General features: G+C 36.4%; 16 protein-coding genes. 11 read left to right on the top strand and 5 right to left on the bottom strand.

Annotated features, from left to right (window positions below; all coding sequences use genetic code 11):
- Position 1: 1 nt before the first annotated feature.
- The 6 genes from wecB to AB5754_RS06775 are packed head-to-tail and all read left to right on the top strand — an operon-like array spanning position 2 to position 7,119.
- Entirely contained in the window at positions 2–1,126 is a 1,125-nt protein-coding gene (gene wecB / locus AB5754_RS06800) for a non-hydrolyzing UDP-N-acetylglucosamine 2-epimerase (protein WP_368251031.1), read from the top strand.
- A complete protein-coding gene (locus tag AB5754_RS06795) occupies positions 1,123–2,169 on the top strand; it encodes a glycosyltransferase (RefSeq protein WP_368251032.1) in 1,047 nt (348 codons plus the stop codon). Before wecB ends, AB5754_RS06795 begins: the two co-directional genes overlap by 4 nt.
- Positions 2,170–2,201: 32 nt before the next feature.
- Positions 2,202–3,389 carry an O-antigen ligase family protein gene (locus AB5754_RS06790; protein WP_368259522.1) on the top strand — a complete coding sequence of 396 codons (1,188 nt, stop codon included), beginning with the start codon at positions 2,202–2,204 and terminating at the stop codon, positions 3,387–3,389.
- Positions 3,386–4,513: a CDP-glycerol glycerophosphotransferase family protein gene (locus AB5754_RS06785; RefSeq protein ID WP_368251034.1), complete on the top strand. Its 1,128-nt coding sequence runs from the start codon at positions 3,386–3,388 to the stop codon at positions 4,511–4,513. Before AB5754_RS06790 ends, AB5754_RS06785 begins: the two co-directional genes overlap by 4 nt.
- A gap of 8 nt (positions 4,514–4,521) precedes the next feature.
- Positions 4,522–5,655 carry a glycosyltransferase family 4 protein gene (locus AB5754_RS06780; protein WP_368251035.1) on the top strand — a complete coding sequence of 378 codons (1,134 nt, stop codon included), beginning with the start codon at positions 4,522–4,524 and terminating at the stop codon, positions 5,653–5,655.
- Between the two features lie 30 nt (positions 5,656–5,685).
- Positions 5,686–7,119, top strand: coding sequence for a lipopolysaccharide biosynthesis protein (locus AB5754_RS06775; protein WP_368251037.1), 1,434 nt, complete (start codon positions 5,686–5,688; stop codon positions 7,117–7,119).
- 88 nt (positions 7,120–7,207) lie between these two features.
- On the opposite strand, the gene AB5754_RS06770 is transcribed toward AB5754_RS06775, so the two are convergent.
- On the bottom strand, positions 7,208–7,420 hold the full coding sequence (locus AB5754_RS06770) for a hypothetical protein (RefSeq protein WP_368251039.1): 213 nt from the start codon (positions 7,418–7,420) through the stop codon (positions 7,208–7,210).
- Between the two features lie 129 nt (positions 7,421–7,549).
- Between AB5754_RS06770 and tagD the strand changes: the two genes are divergently transcribed.
- The 3 genes from tagD to AB5754_RS06755 all read left to right on the top strand — a co-directional run bounded on the left by tagD (position 7,550) and on the right by AB5754_RS06755 (position 9,832).
- Positions 7,550–7,951: a glycerol-3-phosphate cytidylyltransferase gene (gene tagD / locus AB5754_RS06765; RefSeq protein WP_368251040.1), complete on the top strand. Its 402-nt coding sequence runs from the start codon at positions 7,550–7,552 to the stop codon at positions 7,949–7,951.
- A 142-nt stretch (positions 7,952–8,093) separates the two neighbouring features.
- Positions 8,094–8,747, top strand: a complete 654-nt coding sequence (locus AB5754_RS06760) for a DUF1361 domain-containing protein (RefSeq protein ID WP_368251041.1) — start codon at positions 8,094–8,096, stop codon at positions 8,745–8,747.
- Positions 8,748–8,911: 164 nt separating this feature from the next.
- Positions 8,912–9,832 carry an LCP family protein gene (locus AB5754_RS06755; protein ID WP_368251042.1) on the top strand — a complete coding sequence of 307 codons (921 nt, stop codon included), beginning with the start codon at positions 8,912–8,914 and terminating at the stop codon, positions 9,830–9,832.
- Positions 9,833–9,964: 132 nt separating this feature from the next.
- Here AB5754_RS06755 and AB5754_RS06750 read toward each other — a convergent pair whose 3' ends face one another.
- The 4 genes from AB5754_RS06750 to AB5754_RS06735 form a co-directional block, all read right to left on the bottom strand.
- Positions 9,965–10,951, bottom strand: a complete 987-nt coding sequence (locus AB5754_RS06750) for a polyprenyl synthetase family protein (protein WP_368251043.1) — start codon at positions 10,949–10,951, stop codon at positions 9,965–9,967.
- Between the two features lie 12 nt (positions 10,952–10,963).
- The gene (locus tag AB5754_RS06745) at positions 10,964–11,521 is read right to left on the bottom strand and encodes a Gx transporter family protein (protein WP_368251044.1); all 558 of its coding nucleotides are present in this window, start codon (positions 11,519–11,521) and stop codon (positions 10,964–10,966) included.
- A gap of 12 nt (positions 11,522–11,533) precedes the next feature.
- Positions 11,534–11,965, bottom strand: coding sequence for a NusG domain II-containing protein (locus AB5754_RS06740; RefSeq protein ID WP_368251045.1), 432 nt, complete (start codon positions 11,963–11,965; stop codon positions 11,534–11,536).
- A gap of 148 nt (positions 11,966–12,113) precedes the next feature.
- Positions 12,114–14,126, bottom strand: a complete 2,013-nt coding sequence (locus AB5754_RS06735) for an FAD-dependent oxidoreductase (protein ID WP_368251046.1) — start codon at positions 14,124–14,126, stop codon at positions 12,114–12,116.
- A 714-nt stretch (positions 14,127–14,840) separates the two neighbouring features.
- On the opposite strand from AB5754_RS06735, the gene pplA reads away from it, so the two are divergent.
- Positions 14,841–15,785 carry an extracellular electron transfer flavoprotein PplA gene (gene pplA / locus AB5754_RS06730; RefSeq protein ID WP_368251047.1) on the top strand — a complete coding sequence of 315 codons (945 nt, stop codon included), beginning with the start codon at positions 14,841–14,843 and terminating at the stop codon, positions 15,783–15,785.
- A gap of 138 nt (positions 15,786–15,923) precedes the next feature.
- A partial coding sequence (locus AB5754_RS06725) for an FAD:protein FMN transferase (RefSeq protein ID WP_368259521.1) occupies positions 15,924–16,875 on the top strand: 952 nt, incomplete at its 3' end.

Raw genomic sequence — 16,875 nt, 5'->3', positions numbered from 1 at the left:
TGTGAAAAAATTGAAAGTGATGACGGTTGTCGGTACTCGACCTGAAATTATCCGACTATCAGCAGTAATCAATAAATTGGATGAATCTGAAGCTATCGAACATATCTTAGTGCACACTGGTCAAAACTATGACTATGAACTAAATGAAGTGTTTTTTGAAGATTTTAAATTAAAAAAACCTGATTACTTCTTGAATGCTGCGGTAGGAACAGCGATTGAAACAGTAGGAAATATTTTAATTAAGATTGATCCCATTTTAGAAGAAGTAAAGCCAGATGCCTTCTTAGTTTTAGGGGATACTAATAGTTGCTTATGCGCTATTGCTGCCAAACGTCGTCACATTCCAATTTTTCATATGGAAGCTGGCAATCGTTGTTTTGATCAACGAGTACCAGAAGAAACCAACCGTAAAATTGTAGACCACACTTCAGATATCAACTTAACGTACAGTGATATTGCCCGTGAATACTTACTCCGAGAAGGACTTCCAGCAGATCGAATCATCAAAACTGGGAGTCCAATGTTTGAAGTCTTGAATTCAAGAAAAGCTGATATTGAAAGCTCTGATATTCTGACTCGACTGGGTTTACAAAAAGATCAATACTTTGTAGTCTCTGCTCACCGTGAAGAAAATATTAGCTCTGAAGAAAATTTCTTGAATTTAGTGGATAGTCTGAATGCAGTTGCTGAAATTTTTCAATTGCCAATTATTATCAGTACTCATCCTCGGACAATGAAGATGATTGAGGCTAAAGGTGTTAAATTCCATGATTTAGTTCAAACTATGAAACCAATGGGCTTTAATGATTATAATAAATTACAAATCAATGCTAAAGCTGTTTTAAGCGATAGTGGTACCATTAGTGAAGAATCATCTATTTTACAATTTCGCGCTCTAAACATCCGTCAGGCACATGAACGTCCAGAAGCGATGGAAGAAGCAAGTGTCATGATGGTTGGGTTAGAGAAAGAACGTATTTTGCAAGGATTAGAAGTCTTAGAAACCCAAGAAAGAGAAACTTTGCGACATGTTTCTGATTACTCAATGCCGAATGTTTCAGAAAAAGTGTTGAGGATTATTTTGAGTTATACAGATTATGTGAATAGAGTGGTGTGGAGTAAGTGAGAATAGTAGTTAATGATATTGCTGCCTCAGCAGGAGGTGCAATGTCGGTTTTGAATAATTTTTATCATGAAGTTCTTAATACTAGTGATGAAAATGAATGGATTTTTTTGCTTGGAGATAAATATTTGAAAGAAACAAGTAATATAAGGATAATTACTTTTCCTGATGTTAAGTCTAGTTGGAGTAAACGACTTAAATTTGAACTGTTTACTGGTAAAAATATTATAAATAAATTTGATCCAGATATCTACTTGTCACTCCAGAATACGGTTACGTTAGGAGTTAATTGCAAAAAATTTGTGTATATTCATCAAGTACTTCCTTTTCAAAAAGAAAAGAATTTTTCTTTTTTTAAAAAATCAGAGAGAATATATGCAATATACCAAAAGTTTATTGGAGGTATTATCAGGTATACTGTGAAGAAAAGTAAAGCTGATATTATTGTTCAATCAAAATGGTTAAAAAGAATATTTGCTGAAGAATTTCCAAGTAACAATACAACTACAGTATCTCCAAAGATATCTCATCTAGGGAATATCAAACGAGAAGATAATCAAGGCGATAATTATTTTTTCTATCCAGCCAGTGATCTTTTGTATAAAAATCATAAGCTTATATATCAGGCTGTTGATATTTTAGAAAAAAAAGGATTTCAAAATTTTAAAGTTATACTTACAATTAATAGTCCAAAGAATTTCATCGACAATAAAAATAAGTATGTGTTTTTGGGAAAAATTGATAAGGAAGATGTTTGGAAATATTATATGAAAAGTACATTGATTTTTCCATCCTATATTGAATCATACGGATTACCTTTAAAAGAAGCAAAAATGTGTGGAAGTGCTATTTTTGCTTCTAAAACTGAGTTTTCCAAGGAAATTTTGGAAAATTACCCAAATTCTTTTTTCTTTGATGTATCAGATGCTGAGGAATTAGCGACGTTGATGGAGAAGAAAATCACAAAAGAATTAGATTTAACTAAAGAATATATGGCTGAGGATAGTCAAGAGAATAGTTTATTAAGCACGATAATTTTTAAATGAAAATAGCCCGTGTATTCTATTGAGGAGACGTTATGGTAAAAAAGTTTTATCGTTATGTATATATAATTATGTTAGCTGGTTATATATTTGATTTATCTACTAATTTTTCTGGAATAGGTAGTATAATCAAATATGTATTTTCATTTTTGCTACTTACTTCTCTAATTGGTAGAAAAATAAATCTGAAGAATTATTATCCAATACTATCAATTTCAATTCCGTTTTTTTTAATACCACTGATTTTAATATTGGCAGAAAAATATATATTAAATGTGAGAGGAGTATTTATCTATAGTATTTCATTCTTATTATTTATTTTTTTGACTATATCGATTATTGAATTTTTTCCTAATATATTAGAGTTTTGCAGGGTGACGAACTATGGTGTTTTGATATCTTTGTTAATTAATGTTGTTATTTCGAATGAATTAAGTTTAAATATTTATCAAATGCTTATTAATATGATTGAAAATACCAGAACTAATCGTGCATATCTAGGATTTACTAATCCAAATGTAGCAGGTTTAATAGCTACGATAGGATTAGTTATAATAGTAATTAAGTTTTTTCATTATTCTTTTAAAATTGCAGATATAGTTTGTTTTTTCTTTTATATGCTTGTTATTATTAATTCAGGATCACGAACAGCACTATTATCTCCAATAATAGGAGGTTTGGTATTAATTTTATTATCAATTTATCACAAAATACCACCCAGACTTTCTATAGTAATAATATGTTTTACAGGGACACTAACTCTTTTGTTTATTTATTATAAATTAACTTCATCTGGAATTGGATTTGATTATTATAGTTTAAATAAATTAACGAGCTCCAGGTTAGAGAGACAACGTTCTACAATAAATTATTTGATTATGAATGGTTACATTTTGTGGGGGGTAGGGAATTTAAATTCTTCTGCTCTATATTCGACGTATCTTGGGACATTTTTAGATACGGATAATTCTCCGATATATTTTATTACTACTATTGGCATCGTTGGTTTGACCCAAGTAATTGCTATACTAGCGTGGTTCTTTTCAAGAATTGGTTGGAGCAATAGAACGGCTATTTTTTGTTTTGTAACGATGATTTCATCATCATTATTTGAACATACTTTGTTAGTTTCAACTTCATTATTTTCTTTGTTTTTTCTCTGCGTAATTTTTATTTCTATAAAAGAAGAATCAAATATTAATAAGGAGTATAGTGTAATATGAAAAAATTTGTATTTTGCGGTGGAGGGCTCCTTACAGATAATACATTTGCTATTTTGAGTGAATTGGGTAAAAAAGAAGTAAAAGGCAAATATGTATGGTTATGTAAAAATAACGAAGAAGCTCAAATCGGAAAAAATTTATGTGCTCAAATTTTGGATAAACCAGAAAACGTTCACTTTATAAAAAAAAATACAATCAAAGGTATGATGAGTTATCTATTGTCGGATTATATATTTTATACTCATGGGTTATTTGAAAAAATTCCTAGTTTACCTTGGCAAAAAAAAATTAACTTATGGCATGGAATGCCCCTTAAAAAAATTGGGCATTTCACCGATTCTAATGTCAATTTTAATTTTGATTTTACTATTGGAAACAGTGGGATTTTCATTGAACCACTTGCCACAGCTTTTGGTATAAGCAAAGAAAAAGTACTAAAAATAGGCTCTCCGCGAAATGATTTGCTTTTTCAAAAGTCTACTTTTAGTTTTAATGATTTGTTTTTTAATGATTATCAGACTGTGATTTGGATGCCAACATTTCGAAAAAATATTTATTCTGGTAAAAACATAGATGGATCTCCTTCTGATTTCTTATCTATTGTGAATATCGATGATATATCTAATTTAGATAACTTTTTGAGTGAAATCAAACTTAATTTATTAATAAAACTTCATCCAATGGATGCTTTGAATCAAGATGAGGTTGTTGAATCGGTTAATATAACTTGTAAAAATATAAAAATTGCAGGGTTTAATAATCAATTGTTTCCTGAAAATTTTTATCCCGTTTTATCAGAGACATGTGCATTAATTACAGACTATTCATCTATATATTTTGATTATCTTTTACTCGAAAAGCCAATTGGCTTGGTATTAGCGGATGAAGCTATATATGGGGAGACTCGCGGGTTTATTAAAGAGGTAGAGGATAAGATAGATGGATATGAAATAAAAGATATGTTTCAGTTAATGCATTTTTTGTCAGATTTAACTAATGAAAATGAAATTGCTAAAATGAAAAAAGTAATTATAAATCAAAAAGAATTATTTCAGAACTATGATAATGCACCCAAAAATTCTGAATTACTTTTGAAAGAACTAGCAATTATAGAAAATGAGTAGGTCAAAAAATGAAGTTAATCTATATTTCAAATTTTATGAATCATCATGTAAAATCTATCACTGATGAGTTATATTATCATCTTGGGGATGATTTTATGTTTGTAGAAACCGAACAGATAAGATCTAACCAGTCCCTTAAAGGAGGGGAATTGTCAGATTTTGTAGACTTACCGTATTTATATTCATTGTATAACGATACGTATACTAAAATATCAGAAGATAAATTGCTTTTCCTTTTAAAAGAGTGTGATGTAATAATTCAAGGAGCTGCAAAGGATAAGTATATAAAATCAAAATTAAGACAAAACGGATTAATTTTTAGGGTATCAGAACATATTTTAAAAGGCGGAAAATGGGATTTAATTAGAGTAGTAAAGTACTTTTTAAGGAATTTAAAAATACGTAATAGGGAAGTTTACTTATTATCTGCAAGTTCACATGCCGCTTCTGACATGAGAAAATGTAAATCTTTTTTTAGAAAATCTTATAAATGGGGATATTTCCCTACAATTTTCAATGAAGGAAATCTGGATATCTCTGGATATATAACGAATATACTTTGGGTAGGACGTATGATCGAGTGGAAGCATCCAGAATATATTATATATACTGCAAAAATACTTCGTAAAAGGAACATTTCAGCGAAAATTACTGCTATTGGAAACGGTCCAGAACTCCAATGTCTAAAGAGTAAGGTCATAGAGGAAGGATTGGATCATTTCATAACTTTTAAGAAAACAGTAAGCTCAGACGAAGTACAACGTGAAATGAGAAAATCAGATTTATTTTTGTTTACCAGTGATATCGGTGAAGGCTGGGGTGCAGTATTGAATGAAAGCTTGGGAAATGGATGTATACCGATTGCAAACAAAACAGCTGGGAGTACAGGATTTTTAATAAATGATAGAAGAAATGGTTTTATTTATGATGATTCTGTTGATTCGTTTTCCCGAACACTTGAAGAAGCATTAACTATGTCAAAAGATAGGGTTAGGGAAATGAAATTAGCTGCTTATAAATCAATAGAAGATGAGTGGTCGGCTAAAATTGCGGTTGAAAGACTCCTATCTTTTATTGATAGTAAGGAGTCTGCTGATGAGTGGAATCCATATCCAGAAGGACCTATGAGCATTGCTAGATAATGTTCTATATATAGACACAGGAGGCATACGATGGATAGAAGTAATAAAAAACTTTTGAGCAATGTAGTTTTTAGTGGCCTTTTTCAACTTCTGTTCTTACTTGGACCAATAATCACTACTCCGTATATAGCTAGAATATTTACACCTAATAGTTTGGGAGTGTACGGAACTTCATATACTTTAGCAATGTTTTTTGTGCAAATAGCTGCTTTTGGTGTCCCTTTCTTCGGATCTAGAAGAATCTCTCGTACGAAAAGTATGATTGATAGATCGATTGAATTTTTTAATATATGGTGTATGCAGGCACTGACAACGTTATTATCCTTTTTTATATACATTGTAGTTGTATTTGTTTTTATTAAAAGTAATAAAAATGTTTATTTTTATCAATCTTTTTTGATTCTATCTTGTTTGTTTGATATATCATGGTTTTATATTGGCATAGAAGAAATTAAAAAGAATATTTTTAGAAATTCAATAAGTAAAATAATTACAATCCTTTTTATTTTTATGTTTGTGAAATCAAATGCTGATCTTTTATTATATACGGTAATAAATATTTTAGGTGTATTAGTTGGAAATTTAACAATGGTTTTCCAATTGAAGAATTTCATATCCATTAAACAAATAAAAAATGTCAATATGAAAAAAGAAAATTTTAGAGAGAGTTTTGGATTACTTGTACCTCAAACCGTTGATTCGGTAAAAAATGTTGTTTCAAGAGTAATACTAGCTAGTTTTAGTAGCTACACGCAAGCTGGATTATATGATCAAGGCTTGAAGATTGTCACAATGCTAAATGGAATATTACAGTCAGTTACAACGGCTATCATGCCTAGAATAACGTATCTTATCTCAGAAGGTAAAAATAAGGAAGCACTAAATATGGTAGGCAGAATAACTAGTATTGGCACATTTATATCAACTATTTTTATCTGTGGAGTTTTATCTGTGACTGAATTTTTTGTACCTATTTTTTTTGGGGGAGGATATGAGCCTGTCATAATTATAATGAAAATTTCTTCAGTATCTCTTATATGCACCTCACTTAGTTATATATTGGGAAAAGGGTTACTACTTTCTATGTCGAAGGATAAAGAATTTAGAAAATCGACATATATATCTTCGCTAACTTTAATAGTTTTAACTCTACTTCTTGTAAAATATTTAGGTGCCACCGGAGCTTCTTTTGCCTATTTAGCATCATCAGTATCTTTTTTGATTTCGATATTATATTTTCTCAGAATAGTTATTCCAATAAAGCAAATAATATTTCAAATTATTTATTCTATTATTGTTATATTAGGAGTAATGTTAATAATTGTAAATATAAAAAAAATATTTATTATTAATTCATTTGTAGTGGGCTTCATTATTTATGGATGTATCTCTGTGGCTATCACTACAATTTGCTATTATCCAAATTTAAAATATAGCAAAGGGAAAAATGAAAGTCATTTATAGATTAAACATAAAGGATTGATAGCTTTTATTTTGGAATTCTTGTATTCTAAAAATGTAGGAAAACGGCAATTTAAAATTGTTGGTTTTCCTACATTTTATCGTTACCGTTAACAATTAACCACAGCATTGCTCCGATTTTTGTGTTATTTCCTATCTTAATGGGTCCAAATAATTTTACGCCAGGTCCAATATAACAGTCGTCACCAATAATTGGAACTTGCTTAGGATCGCCATCAATATTTGTACCACAATGGATTCGGCAGTTTTTACCTATCTTACAATCCGGATTAATAATAATCATTCCGTTTCTGCAGATTGTTCATCACTTTATTTATTATTTATGGTAACCTTATTGTGGATATAGTTTATGGCGTAGAAAATTATCTACACTTAAATAAAACAAATTTAAAAAATGGTTAAAGGAGAAAAAATGAAAAGAGTTATTACTTATGGAACATTTGATTTATTACATTATGGACACATCAACTTATTGAAAAGAGCAAAAGAACAAGGAGATTATCTTGTAGTTGCACTTTCTACGGATGAATTTAACTGGTCCAAAAAACAAAAGAAATGCTATTTTTCTTATGAAAAAAGAAAGCAATTATTGGAAGCTATTCGCTATGTTGATTTGGTAATTCCAGAAAATGAGTGGGAACAAAAAGTACCAGACATTTCTTTATATCAAATTGACACTTTCGTTATGGGGGATGATTGGGCAGGAAAGTTCGACTTTATTGAAGAAGAAACAGATGCGCAAGTAGTTTACTTACCACGTACGCCTGAAATTTCTACTACTCAAATCAAGAAAGATCTAGAACAAAATAAATAAATTATTAGATATCAAAAGTAATCTGTGTAATGAATTGTCCTTCATTATCTTGTTTTTAAGAGTGATGAAGGACTTAATTTTAAATTTTTTTCATTTTGCTTGCTTATTTACGTCGTAAAGTTATTACAAAGGAGCGTGCTTGATGAAACTACTGCAAAAACTCTCCCCACAAACCATCATCCGCCTACTAACCATCTTCATCATGCTACTGATGAGTCAAACAACTTTCTACTTTTTAACTTTAAATACTTTTTTAGCCTACGTGCCGATTGAATTATCTTTTCAAATTCAAAGAACCAATCGTCCGTGGCTACAAAAGATTCTCGCAGCATTTTGGCTTTTGTTTTTCCCTAATATCCCTTACCTTGCTTCGGATATTATTCACGCAGATATGCTGACGATTTATTCCCCGGTGGGTAGTGTCCCTAGTGTGCGGCTTTGGGGGTTGTTGATTATTTTATTTCTCGTAGTGTTTGCGTATATTATTTGGGGGGTTACCCAGTTATTAGCCTTGGTGACTGCTTTGCAAATAAAGTATCGCTTAAAAAGTTGGATATCTTGGGGGATTTTACTAGGGATTTGTTTCTTATCTTCTATGGGCATTTATGCTGGACGTTTTCCACCTCGGTTGCATTCGATTTATTTTCTTACAGATCCTTGGCAAGTAGTGGACATTATTTTACTCCAATGGTCTGTGAAAAAACTAGAGTTGGTCATTCTCTTTTGGTTTTTACATCTGGGCATTTTGTTTGTCCTTTACATCCATGAAAGATTACGGCAAGTGGCGATAAAATAATAACGCCTCGTCAAAAGTAAACATTTCCTTGTAATTGCCCAATCAGATACTCCCTTTTGCAAGAATGCTTTGACAACTTATCTATCAATGGCTATCATTTAAAATAGAAAAACAACGGTAGCGACGAATACAGTCAATTTACCATAGAGAAAAGAGGAGTTTGCTTGTCTAGAGGAAAGAAAATCATCTTAGGGATTATCGGTATCATTGTGGCCATCACCTTGGTTGTAGTGGGATTAGGCTTGAAGGTGTACTTCGATGTGAAAGGATCCGTGGACAATACCTATGAATCGGTAGAACGGACAGAATCAGTCGGACGGGAAAAAGAAGTGGACTTAAAAAATCAGGATGCTTTCTCGATTTTATTATTAGGGATTGATACGGGAGACTTAGGTCGGACGGAGCAAGGGCGTTCGGATACGATGATGGTAGCTACGGTAAATCCTAGCGACAAGAAGACTACTTTGGTAAGTATTCCTCGGGATACTTATGTGCCGATTGTGGGCTATGGGACGGAAGACAAGATTAACCATGCCTATGCTTTTGGTGGGGCGGCAATGTCCATGGATACGGTGGCTAGCTACTTGGATATCCCTGTTGACCATTATGTTGCCATTAATATGAAAGGCTTGAAAGAGCTGGTGGATGCGGTAGGTGGCATCACAGTGGGCAACGATATGGAGTTTACCCAAGATGATTACACCTTTAAGCACGGGCAAATTACCTTAGATGGCGATATGGCCTTGTCTTACTCTCGGATGCGCTATGATGATCCTCGAGGGGACTACGGGCGTCAAGAGCGGCAACGGACAATTGTGCTTGGTGTGGTGAATAAGTTGTTAACATTGGATGGAATCACCAAGTATCAAGAAGTCTTAGACGCCATGGAGTCTAATATGAAGACGGATATGACCTTTGATACCATGAAGACCATCGCTTTGGATTACCGGGATGCCTTTACCAATGTGAAGACGGAACAAATGCAAGGAGAAGGCTTCATGCAAGACAATATCAGCTACCAACGCGTCTCTGATGAAGAACTGCAACGGGTTCAAGGAATTTTGGATCAAGAATTAGGTCTGTAAGCTAGATAAAGAAAACGCGAAAATCTGAAGGCAAGCTTGTTAAAAGCTACCAACAGATTTTCGCGTTTTTTGTTTGGCATTTATCGCTCCCACTGCCACATGTGTGATTCACCGAAAGTAAGTCTCACCTTTTTAATTCCTCCGCCCCAATATCTCCTTAGTCAACCGCTCCAACAACTCCCGGGTATTCCCTTCATCATCGGGCAATTTGCCAATGGCTTTCAAGGCTTTTTGGGTGTAGCGGCTGGCTTCTTTTTGCGCGCGCGTTACGCCATCGTGTGCTTGGACTAGCTGGTACACTGCTTGGGTGTCCTCATCGGTCATGGCTTCTCTTTTTTCTAAGAGGGGCGTGAAAGCAGCGCGATTTTTTTCCATAGCCAAAAGCAGTGGCAGGGAGTAGACTCCTTGGCGCACGTCTTCTAGGACGGGCTTGCCGATTTGGCTTTCTGGTTGGGTATAATCCAAGATGTCATCAATGATTTGGAAAGCAATGCCGATGTTCAGGCCAATTTCCCCACATTGTTTGGCGAATTTTTCGCTATTGCCACTTTCCAAAGCGCCGGCAGTACAACTTAAGGCAAAGAGTTCGGCGGTTTTGCCGGAGACATTGTCCAAGTATTCGGCGACGGTCATGTCTAAATCATAACGGCGGTCCATTTGGCCCAGTTCGCCGTTCAAGATTTTTTCCATACTACGGGAGTTCAGTTGCAGACTGCGAAGGGAACCTGCGTAGTCTGCAAGGAGTTTGAAACAACAGACAAAGAGATAGTCGCCGGCGTAAACAGCTACATCGTTCCCAAAGCGGGCAGCTACAGTGGGAAGATTACGGCGAGTGTCGGCTTGGTCTACGATATCGTCGTGAATCAAAGTCGCTGTGTGCAGCATCTCAATGGAAGCGGCCAGGGCGATGGCTTTTTGTCGGTCTTGTTCGGGACCGAAGCGAGAAAAAAGTAGCTGATAAGCGGGGCGCAACAGTTTGCCTCCTGCGTGAATCATATCTAGCACGGCTTTTTCTACCGGTTTATTTTTTAATTTGACGGTTTTTTCCATTAAGGCAAGGGTCTCTGAAAGCTCACCTTGCAAGGTGGGGTATTCCTGCCAAAGAGGATGAAGTTTCATAAGTGTACTCCTTTATTTCATGTGCCAGTGTTCTTGATGGGACTGGCGTTCATAATCCAGTTGGAATTTTTCTAAAGTGGTCACGCGCACCAGTAGGAAGTTGGCGGCAATGCCAATGGCAATCCCAGAAAGAATGCCTAAAAAGGAAAGAATTGGCAAATAGAGCATGACTTGCCAAGAACCGGCGATCATCGAGGCGGTGACCAGTTGGCCTACATTGTGTAAAAAGCCGCCAGTGGCACTGATTCCGATAATGCTGACCCGCTTCGGTCCCAGAGATTTCACTATAAGCATACCAAAATAACTTAAGATTGCGCCACTCATACTATATAAAAAAGTAGAAGTAGTGCCACCGAGTAAAGTGGTGAGAATCAAGCGAATCCAAACTAAGAGAAAGCTTTCTTTTTTGGGCATGGTGAAGATGGCGATAATGGTAATCAGGTTGGCGAGGCCCAGTTTGGCTCCAGGAGCAAAGGCAAAAGGATAGGGAATCATGTTTTCCAATAGACCAATGACCACGCCTTGAGCGCATAATAAGGAAATGAAGATTAAGCGACGATTTTTATTCATAGTGAAAACTGGCTAATAAATCAGCCCGTCATCTCCACCTCCTGTCGATTGGTCTTGGATTTCGATTACCAGTTTATGGGGGAGACAGACGATTGTTTCCCCATCTTTTTCTGCCCAGCCTCGTCGCACGCAGACTTGGTCGCCACAGTTGGCTTCCTTGATACGGATTTTATCTCCGGCCACTTCGATTATATTGTAATCCCCATCGGCATCGTCATAGCGATAAGTGTAAGTTTTTTTGTCTGAGGCTAATGTAAAACGCTTGATTTCTTTGCCGTCAATCCGCAAGACTGCCACTTTTTCTGAGGCATTTTGGTTCTCATTTGTGTTTCTTGTAATCCCAAAAATCACCAAAGGGAGAAAGGAGAGAAGACAAAGTAAGAGGATAATCGGTAAATCCCAAGGGCGTAAGCGACTATTTTTGACAAACTCTTTAAATTTCATAACTGTCCTTTCTACATCGATTTCAAAGGCTATTTTAGCATAGAATAAGATAAAAAGTAGTTGGCTAGCTTGAGGAAGCAACTCACCTTGACTATTTACCAAAAGAAAATCCTAGGCGTGAGGCCTAGGATTTTTGATTACTTTTTACTTAGGCGTTTTTATCGCCATAAATTGATTTCGGTGTGCCGTACCACCATCTACCCAGTTTCTTTTGAATCCAAGGAATTACCCAACGGTCAAGCCCAATGGCACGACCGGAGCCGTTCATCAAGGCAAAGGCCACAGGGATAAACCAAATGTTCACCCAGTAGAACATCCCGGACATACAGAACATGACCACGAGAATAATCGTAGTACCGCTCATTAACCAAGTAAACAAACCAGCCATCAAACAAAGGGCAATGCCGATTTCCACGAAGACCATGAATTTTTGGAAGAACATGGCAACGTCCATATTTGGCATAAAGACTTTCATAATGCTAGAGAACCAATCAGGGGCTTTGTCTAAGACCGCCATTGGTTCTTCACCATAGGCATAGCTCAAACCAAAGTGAGCGGCTTGGGCAACAGCTTCACCACCGCCATTCGTAGCAGCTTCACCAGCACCAGAAGCGGCAGAAGCCACATCGGCCGTGGAAGCAACTGTGGAGGCTACGGTTGCAGACGCGCCACCTACCGCATCGGCAGCAGAAGAGCCGGTGGAGGCAGTAGCACTAGCAGCGTAATCCCAAGTCCATGGGAAAACGGAGTTACCAGTGAACCAAGAACCTTCCCCAAACCAAGTGCTAGGTTTCAAGACTTCGCCGTTGCCGACAATTTTCTTGAAGGCTTCTACAAACCAGACCAAACCGTAGAAGACTCGCAATGGTACGCTCCACAAAACGTTGCCGTAACGTGAAGAATGGCCACGAGCCACGTTGCGGTCGTCTTTAATGTGGAAGAATTCGTGCATGATGTATTGGAACATATAGTAACCAGAACGAATGTCAAAGAAGTATTTCAAGTTGACGATGTGTTTCATAATCATAGCCATAAAGCCGCTTAAATGGATTTTGCCGAAGAGTTCAGCGACGCCCCATTTAGAGCCGATGGAAACCATGAAGCCTTGGTAGTTACTCTTGAATTTGTGTTTTTGACCGTCGCCTTTAATCGCTGAAACCACATTGGCTGCGGCACAGTGCGCCGTTTGTTCGGCCGCTTGCACGATTTGAGGAGTTGGTTTGTTTGGTTCTTCTTCGTAGTAGGATTGGTCACCGATGATGTAGATATTTTTATCTTCATATCCTTTGGCTTCCATGTATTCGTTGGCAACTAAACGTTGGCCCCGAGCGCTTTCCAAACCAAAGTCTGCAGCGTCACTTGTTGCCCGCACACCAGCAGACCAGATTAAAGTGTAGGTGTTAATGGTGCTGCCGTCTTTTAAGTTGATATGGTCTTTTGCTACTTCAGTGATTGGTGAGTTTAAGACCAATTCGACGTTTTTCTTTTCCATGTAACGAACGGCTTTATCAGCATCGTTACGGCTTAACATATTCAAAATCGTTGGCATTGCTTCCACGACTTTTAAGCTGAATTCATTTGGATCAAGTTTATTGTCTTTAGCAAGACGCTCTTTCCATTCGACTAATTCGCCAATCATTTCAATCCCGGTAAAGCCGGCACCACAGACGACAAAGGTCAACATGGCTTTGCGAACCGCTACATCTGGTTCAAGGGCTGCTTTTGCTACGGTTTCTTCAATGTGTTCTCTGATGCGCATAGCGTCTTCAAAAGACCAAATGGTGAAGCCGTGTTCTTTTACCCCGGGCGTCCCGAAGTCATTTGGTTCGCCACCCATCCCTAAAAGTAGGTAATCAAAGTTGTAGCTACCTGCTTTGGTTTTGATGACTTTCTTTTCTTTGTCAATGCCAGTGACTGTATCTGTCACTAATTGCACGTTCTTATTACGATTAAACAGATGTTTCAAATCGTATTGGATCGCAGTTGGGTCTACCCGATGTCCAGCTACTTCGTGTAATTCTGTCATCATTGTATGATAAGAATGACGGTCAATTAACGTAATCTTGACATCGTGATCCTTTTTCAATTTTTTTGACATATACTTGGTAGCTGCCACTCCGGCATACCCAGCTCCGACAACGACGATGTTCTTGGTTGCCATGGTAAATCGCTCCTTAATAATAAATAAAATATGGATTGATAATGATTACACAATCTTCACCATTATACAGACATTTTGAATATTTGTCTATTGGTTCGGTTTCCGGATGAACGGTTTGTGACGGTTCTTTTAAAGCAGCAGGTAGACCACTTTTTCTTGAATAAAAAGATTGATTCACCGCTTTTTTCGTGAAAAACAATTGATTATTGAATTTGATTATTTGTTATTTATAGTTGAATTTGTGAAAAAAGAAAGGGATTTTCGCGACAGATTTGGTGCGTGAAAACTTGTAAATTATTTTTCTAAATAGGAAAAAGCAGAAAGCAAAACTTGTCTATGAGAAAAAAAGGCTCTTTTAACAAGAGATTAAATGACAAGACAGATAAGTTTGCTTTTGCTTTGATTTTAAAATCAGTTATTTAATTTAGTAAAAAACATTTTGATATTGTGAATAAAAAGGCAATGAGAGGGAGGTTTGAGAATTTACAATTTCCATAAAGTTAGTAGGCTAACTCTTTAACTAGAAAAAAACAGTTCGCAAAAAAATGCCCAAATGCCTTGTCCTATATATAGACCATTATTTGTGGAAGAAAAATGTTATCGTTTTTAGTTGACTTATTTCAAAAAAAAACTACAATGTTAATTGTATCACAGACTTTTTAACAAGCTCTGTCATCGGAAATGAAATTATTGGAATGAAAAGGGGAAAGAATAATGAAAGCAAAGAAATTTGTTGCGGGCTTCACAGCCTTGGCTTTTTCAGCCTTAGTATTGGGTGCATGTAGTTCAGATAACGGTAGCAGTAGCTCTTCTGATTCTTCAGCAGCATCATCAGAAGTTGCAAGCTCATCTACAGCGGAATCTTCAACTGCTGAATCTGAAGCAAAAGTGGTTGCTGGGGAAGCAATGCAAGATGGTACTTACTCTTTGAAAGAATTAAATGATAAGAATGGTTACCATGTAGAATTCTCAATCACAACAAAAGACGGCAAAATCACAGAATCTAACTATGATTACAAAGATGCTGATGGCAACTCTAAAGCCGACGACGAAGAATACGAAACAAGCATGAAAGAAAAAGCTGGCATTGGACCAAAAGAATACATTGCCAAATTCAACGAAGAATTGTTAGCAAAACAAAATCCTTCTTCTATTGATGTGGTAACTGGGGCAACTCATTCATTTGATGCTTTCCAAAACTACGCACAACAATTAATCCAAGCAGCTCAAGCTGGCAACACAGAAGAAATCCAAATCGACAATGGTGCTGAATTGAAAGATGGCACATACACATTGACTGAAAAGAACGATAAAAACGGCTACCATGTAGACTTCTCAATCACAGTTGCTGGTGGTAAAATTACTGAATCTAACTACGACAACAAAGATGCTGACGGCAACTCTAAAGCCGACGACACTGAATACGAAACAAGCATGAAAGACAAAGCTGGCATTGGACCAAAAGAATACATTGCACAATTCAATGAAGGTCTAGTAAAAGCAATGGGTGAAGAAGAAGGCTCTCCTGCTAACATCGACGTTGTAACTGGGGCAACTCACAGCTACCACACATTCATTCTTTATGCTGAACAATTGATCAACGCTGCTGAAAAAGGTGACACTACTCCAATTACAGTAGATAACTTTGTTACTGAATAAGCAAAATATGTATTTTGTATTAAAATGAATAACGGGGATGTTGCGGTGAACGCAACATCCTTTTCTTTTTATTTGAATCAAGCTATGATACCACTAGCAAATAAGTAAGCAATAGGCAAATGAGAAATGAGGAAAATGATGAAAAAAGCAAAAATTTGGCTGCTAGTCGCCTTGGCTTCGGTCTTTTTGTTAGTTGGCTGCAAACAAAGCCAAAAAGAAACCACCACCTTGCGAGAAGATCCTTATTACCAAGAAAAATTCTTAATGGGGACTTACGTGCGGATTCGCGTGTATGATGAAGGAAAAGAGGACGCTTTGAAGCCTGCTTTTGACAGAATCAAAGCCTTAGCCGATAAAATTACCATTAACCAAGAAGGCTCTGAAGTGGATGCAGTAAATGCCCAAGCCGGGGTCAAACCGGTCAAAGTCAGTGATGATGTTTATCATCTATTGAAAACGGCCTATGATTACAGTGAGGAAACTAATGAAGCTTTCAATATGACCATTGGTGCAATTACTCAATTGTGGCGGATTGGTTTTGATGATGCTAGAAAGCCAGAACAATCTGAAATCGACAACGCTTTGCAACACATTGATTATCATAAAGTGATTTTTGATGACCAAGAGCAAACGGTATTTTTGCAAGACAAAGGAATGATTATTGATCTAGGCGCCATCGCCAAGGGATATATTACCGATGAAGCGGTGAAAGTCTTGAAAAAAGAAGGGGTTACTTCTGCTATTGTAGATTTGGGAGGCAATGTCTTTGTCTTAGGGCACAGTCCACGTGGGGAAGATGAGCCTTGGAATGTGGGGATTCAAGATCCTAACCAAGCCCGGGGGACCACTGTTGGGACTATTAAAGAAGCCAATAAAACCGTGGTAACTTCCGGAATTTATGAACGTTTCTTGGAAGTGGATGGCAAGAAATATCACCATTTATTTGATTCTCGCACCGGTTATCCTTTTGACAATGACATTGCCGGCATTTCCATTGTGACTGATAAATCCATTGACGGAGATGCGTTGTCCACTTCGGTTTATGCTATGGGAACTAAAGCGGGGCTGGAATTTGTGGAAGGTTTAGGCG

The organism is Enterococcus sp. 2201sp1_2201st1_C11_2201SCRN_220225 (genome assembly GCF_040925905.1).
Classification (GTDB): Bacteria; Bacillota; Bacilli; order Lactobacillales; family Enterococcaceae; genus Enterococcus_C; species Enterococcus_C asini_A.
This window is presented reverse-complemented; position numbering and strand designations above follow the sequence as displayed.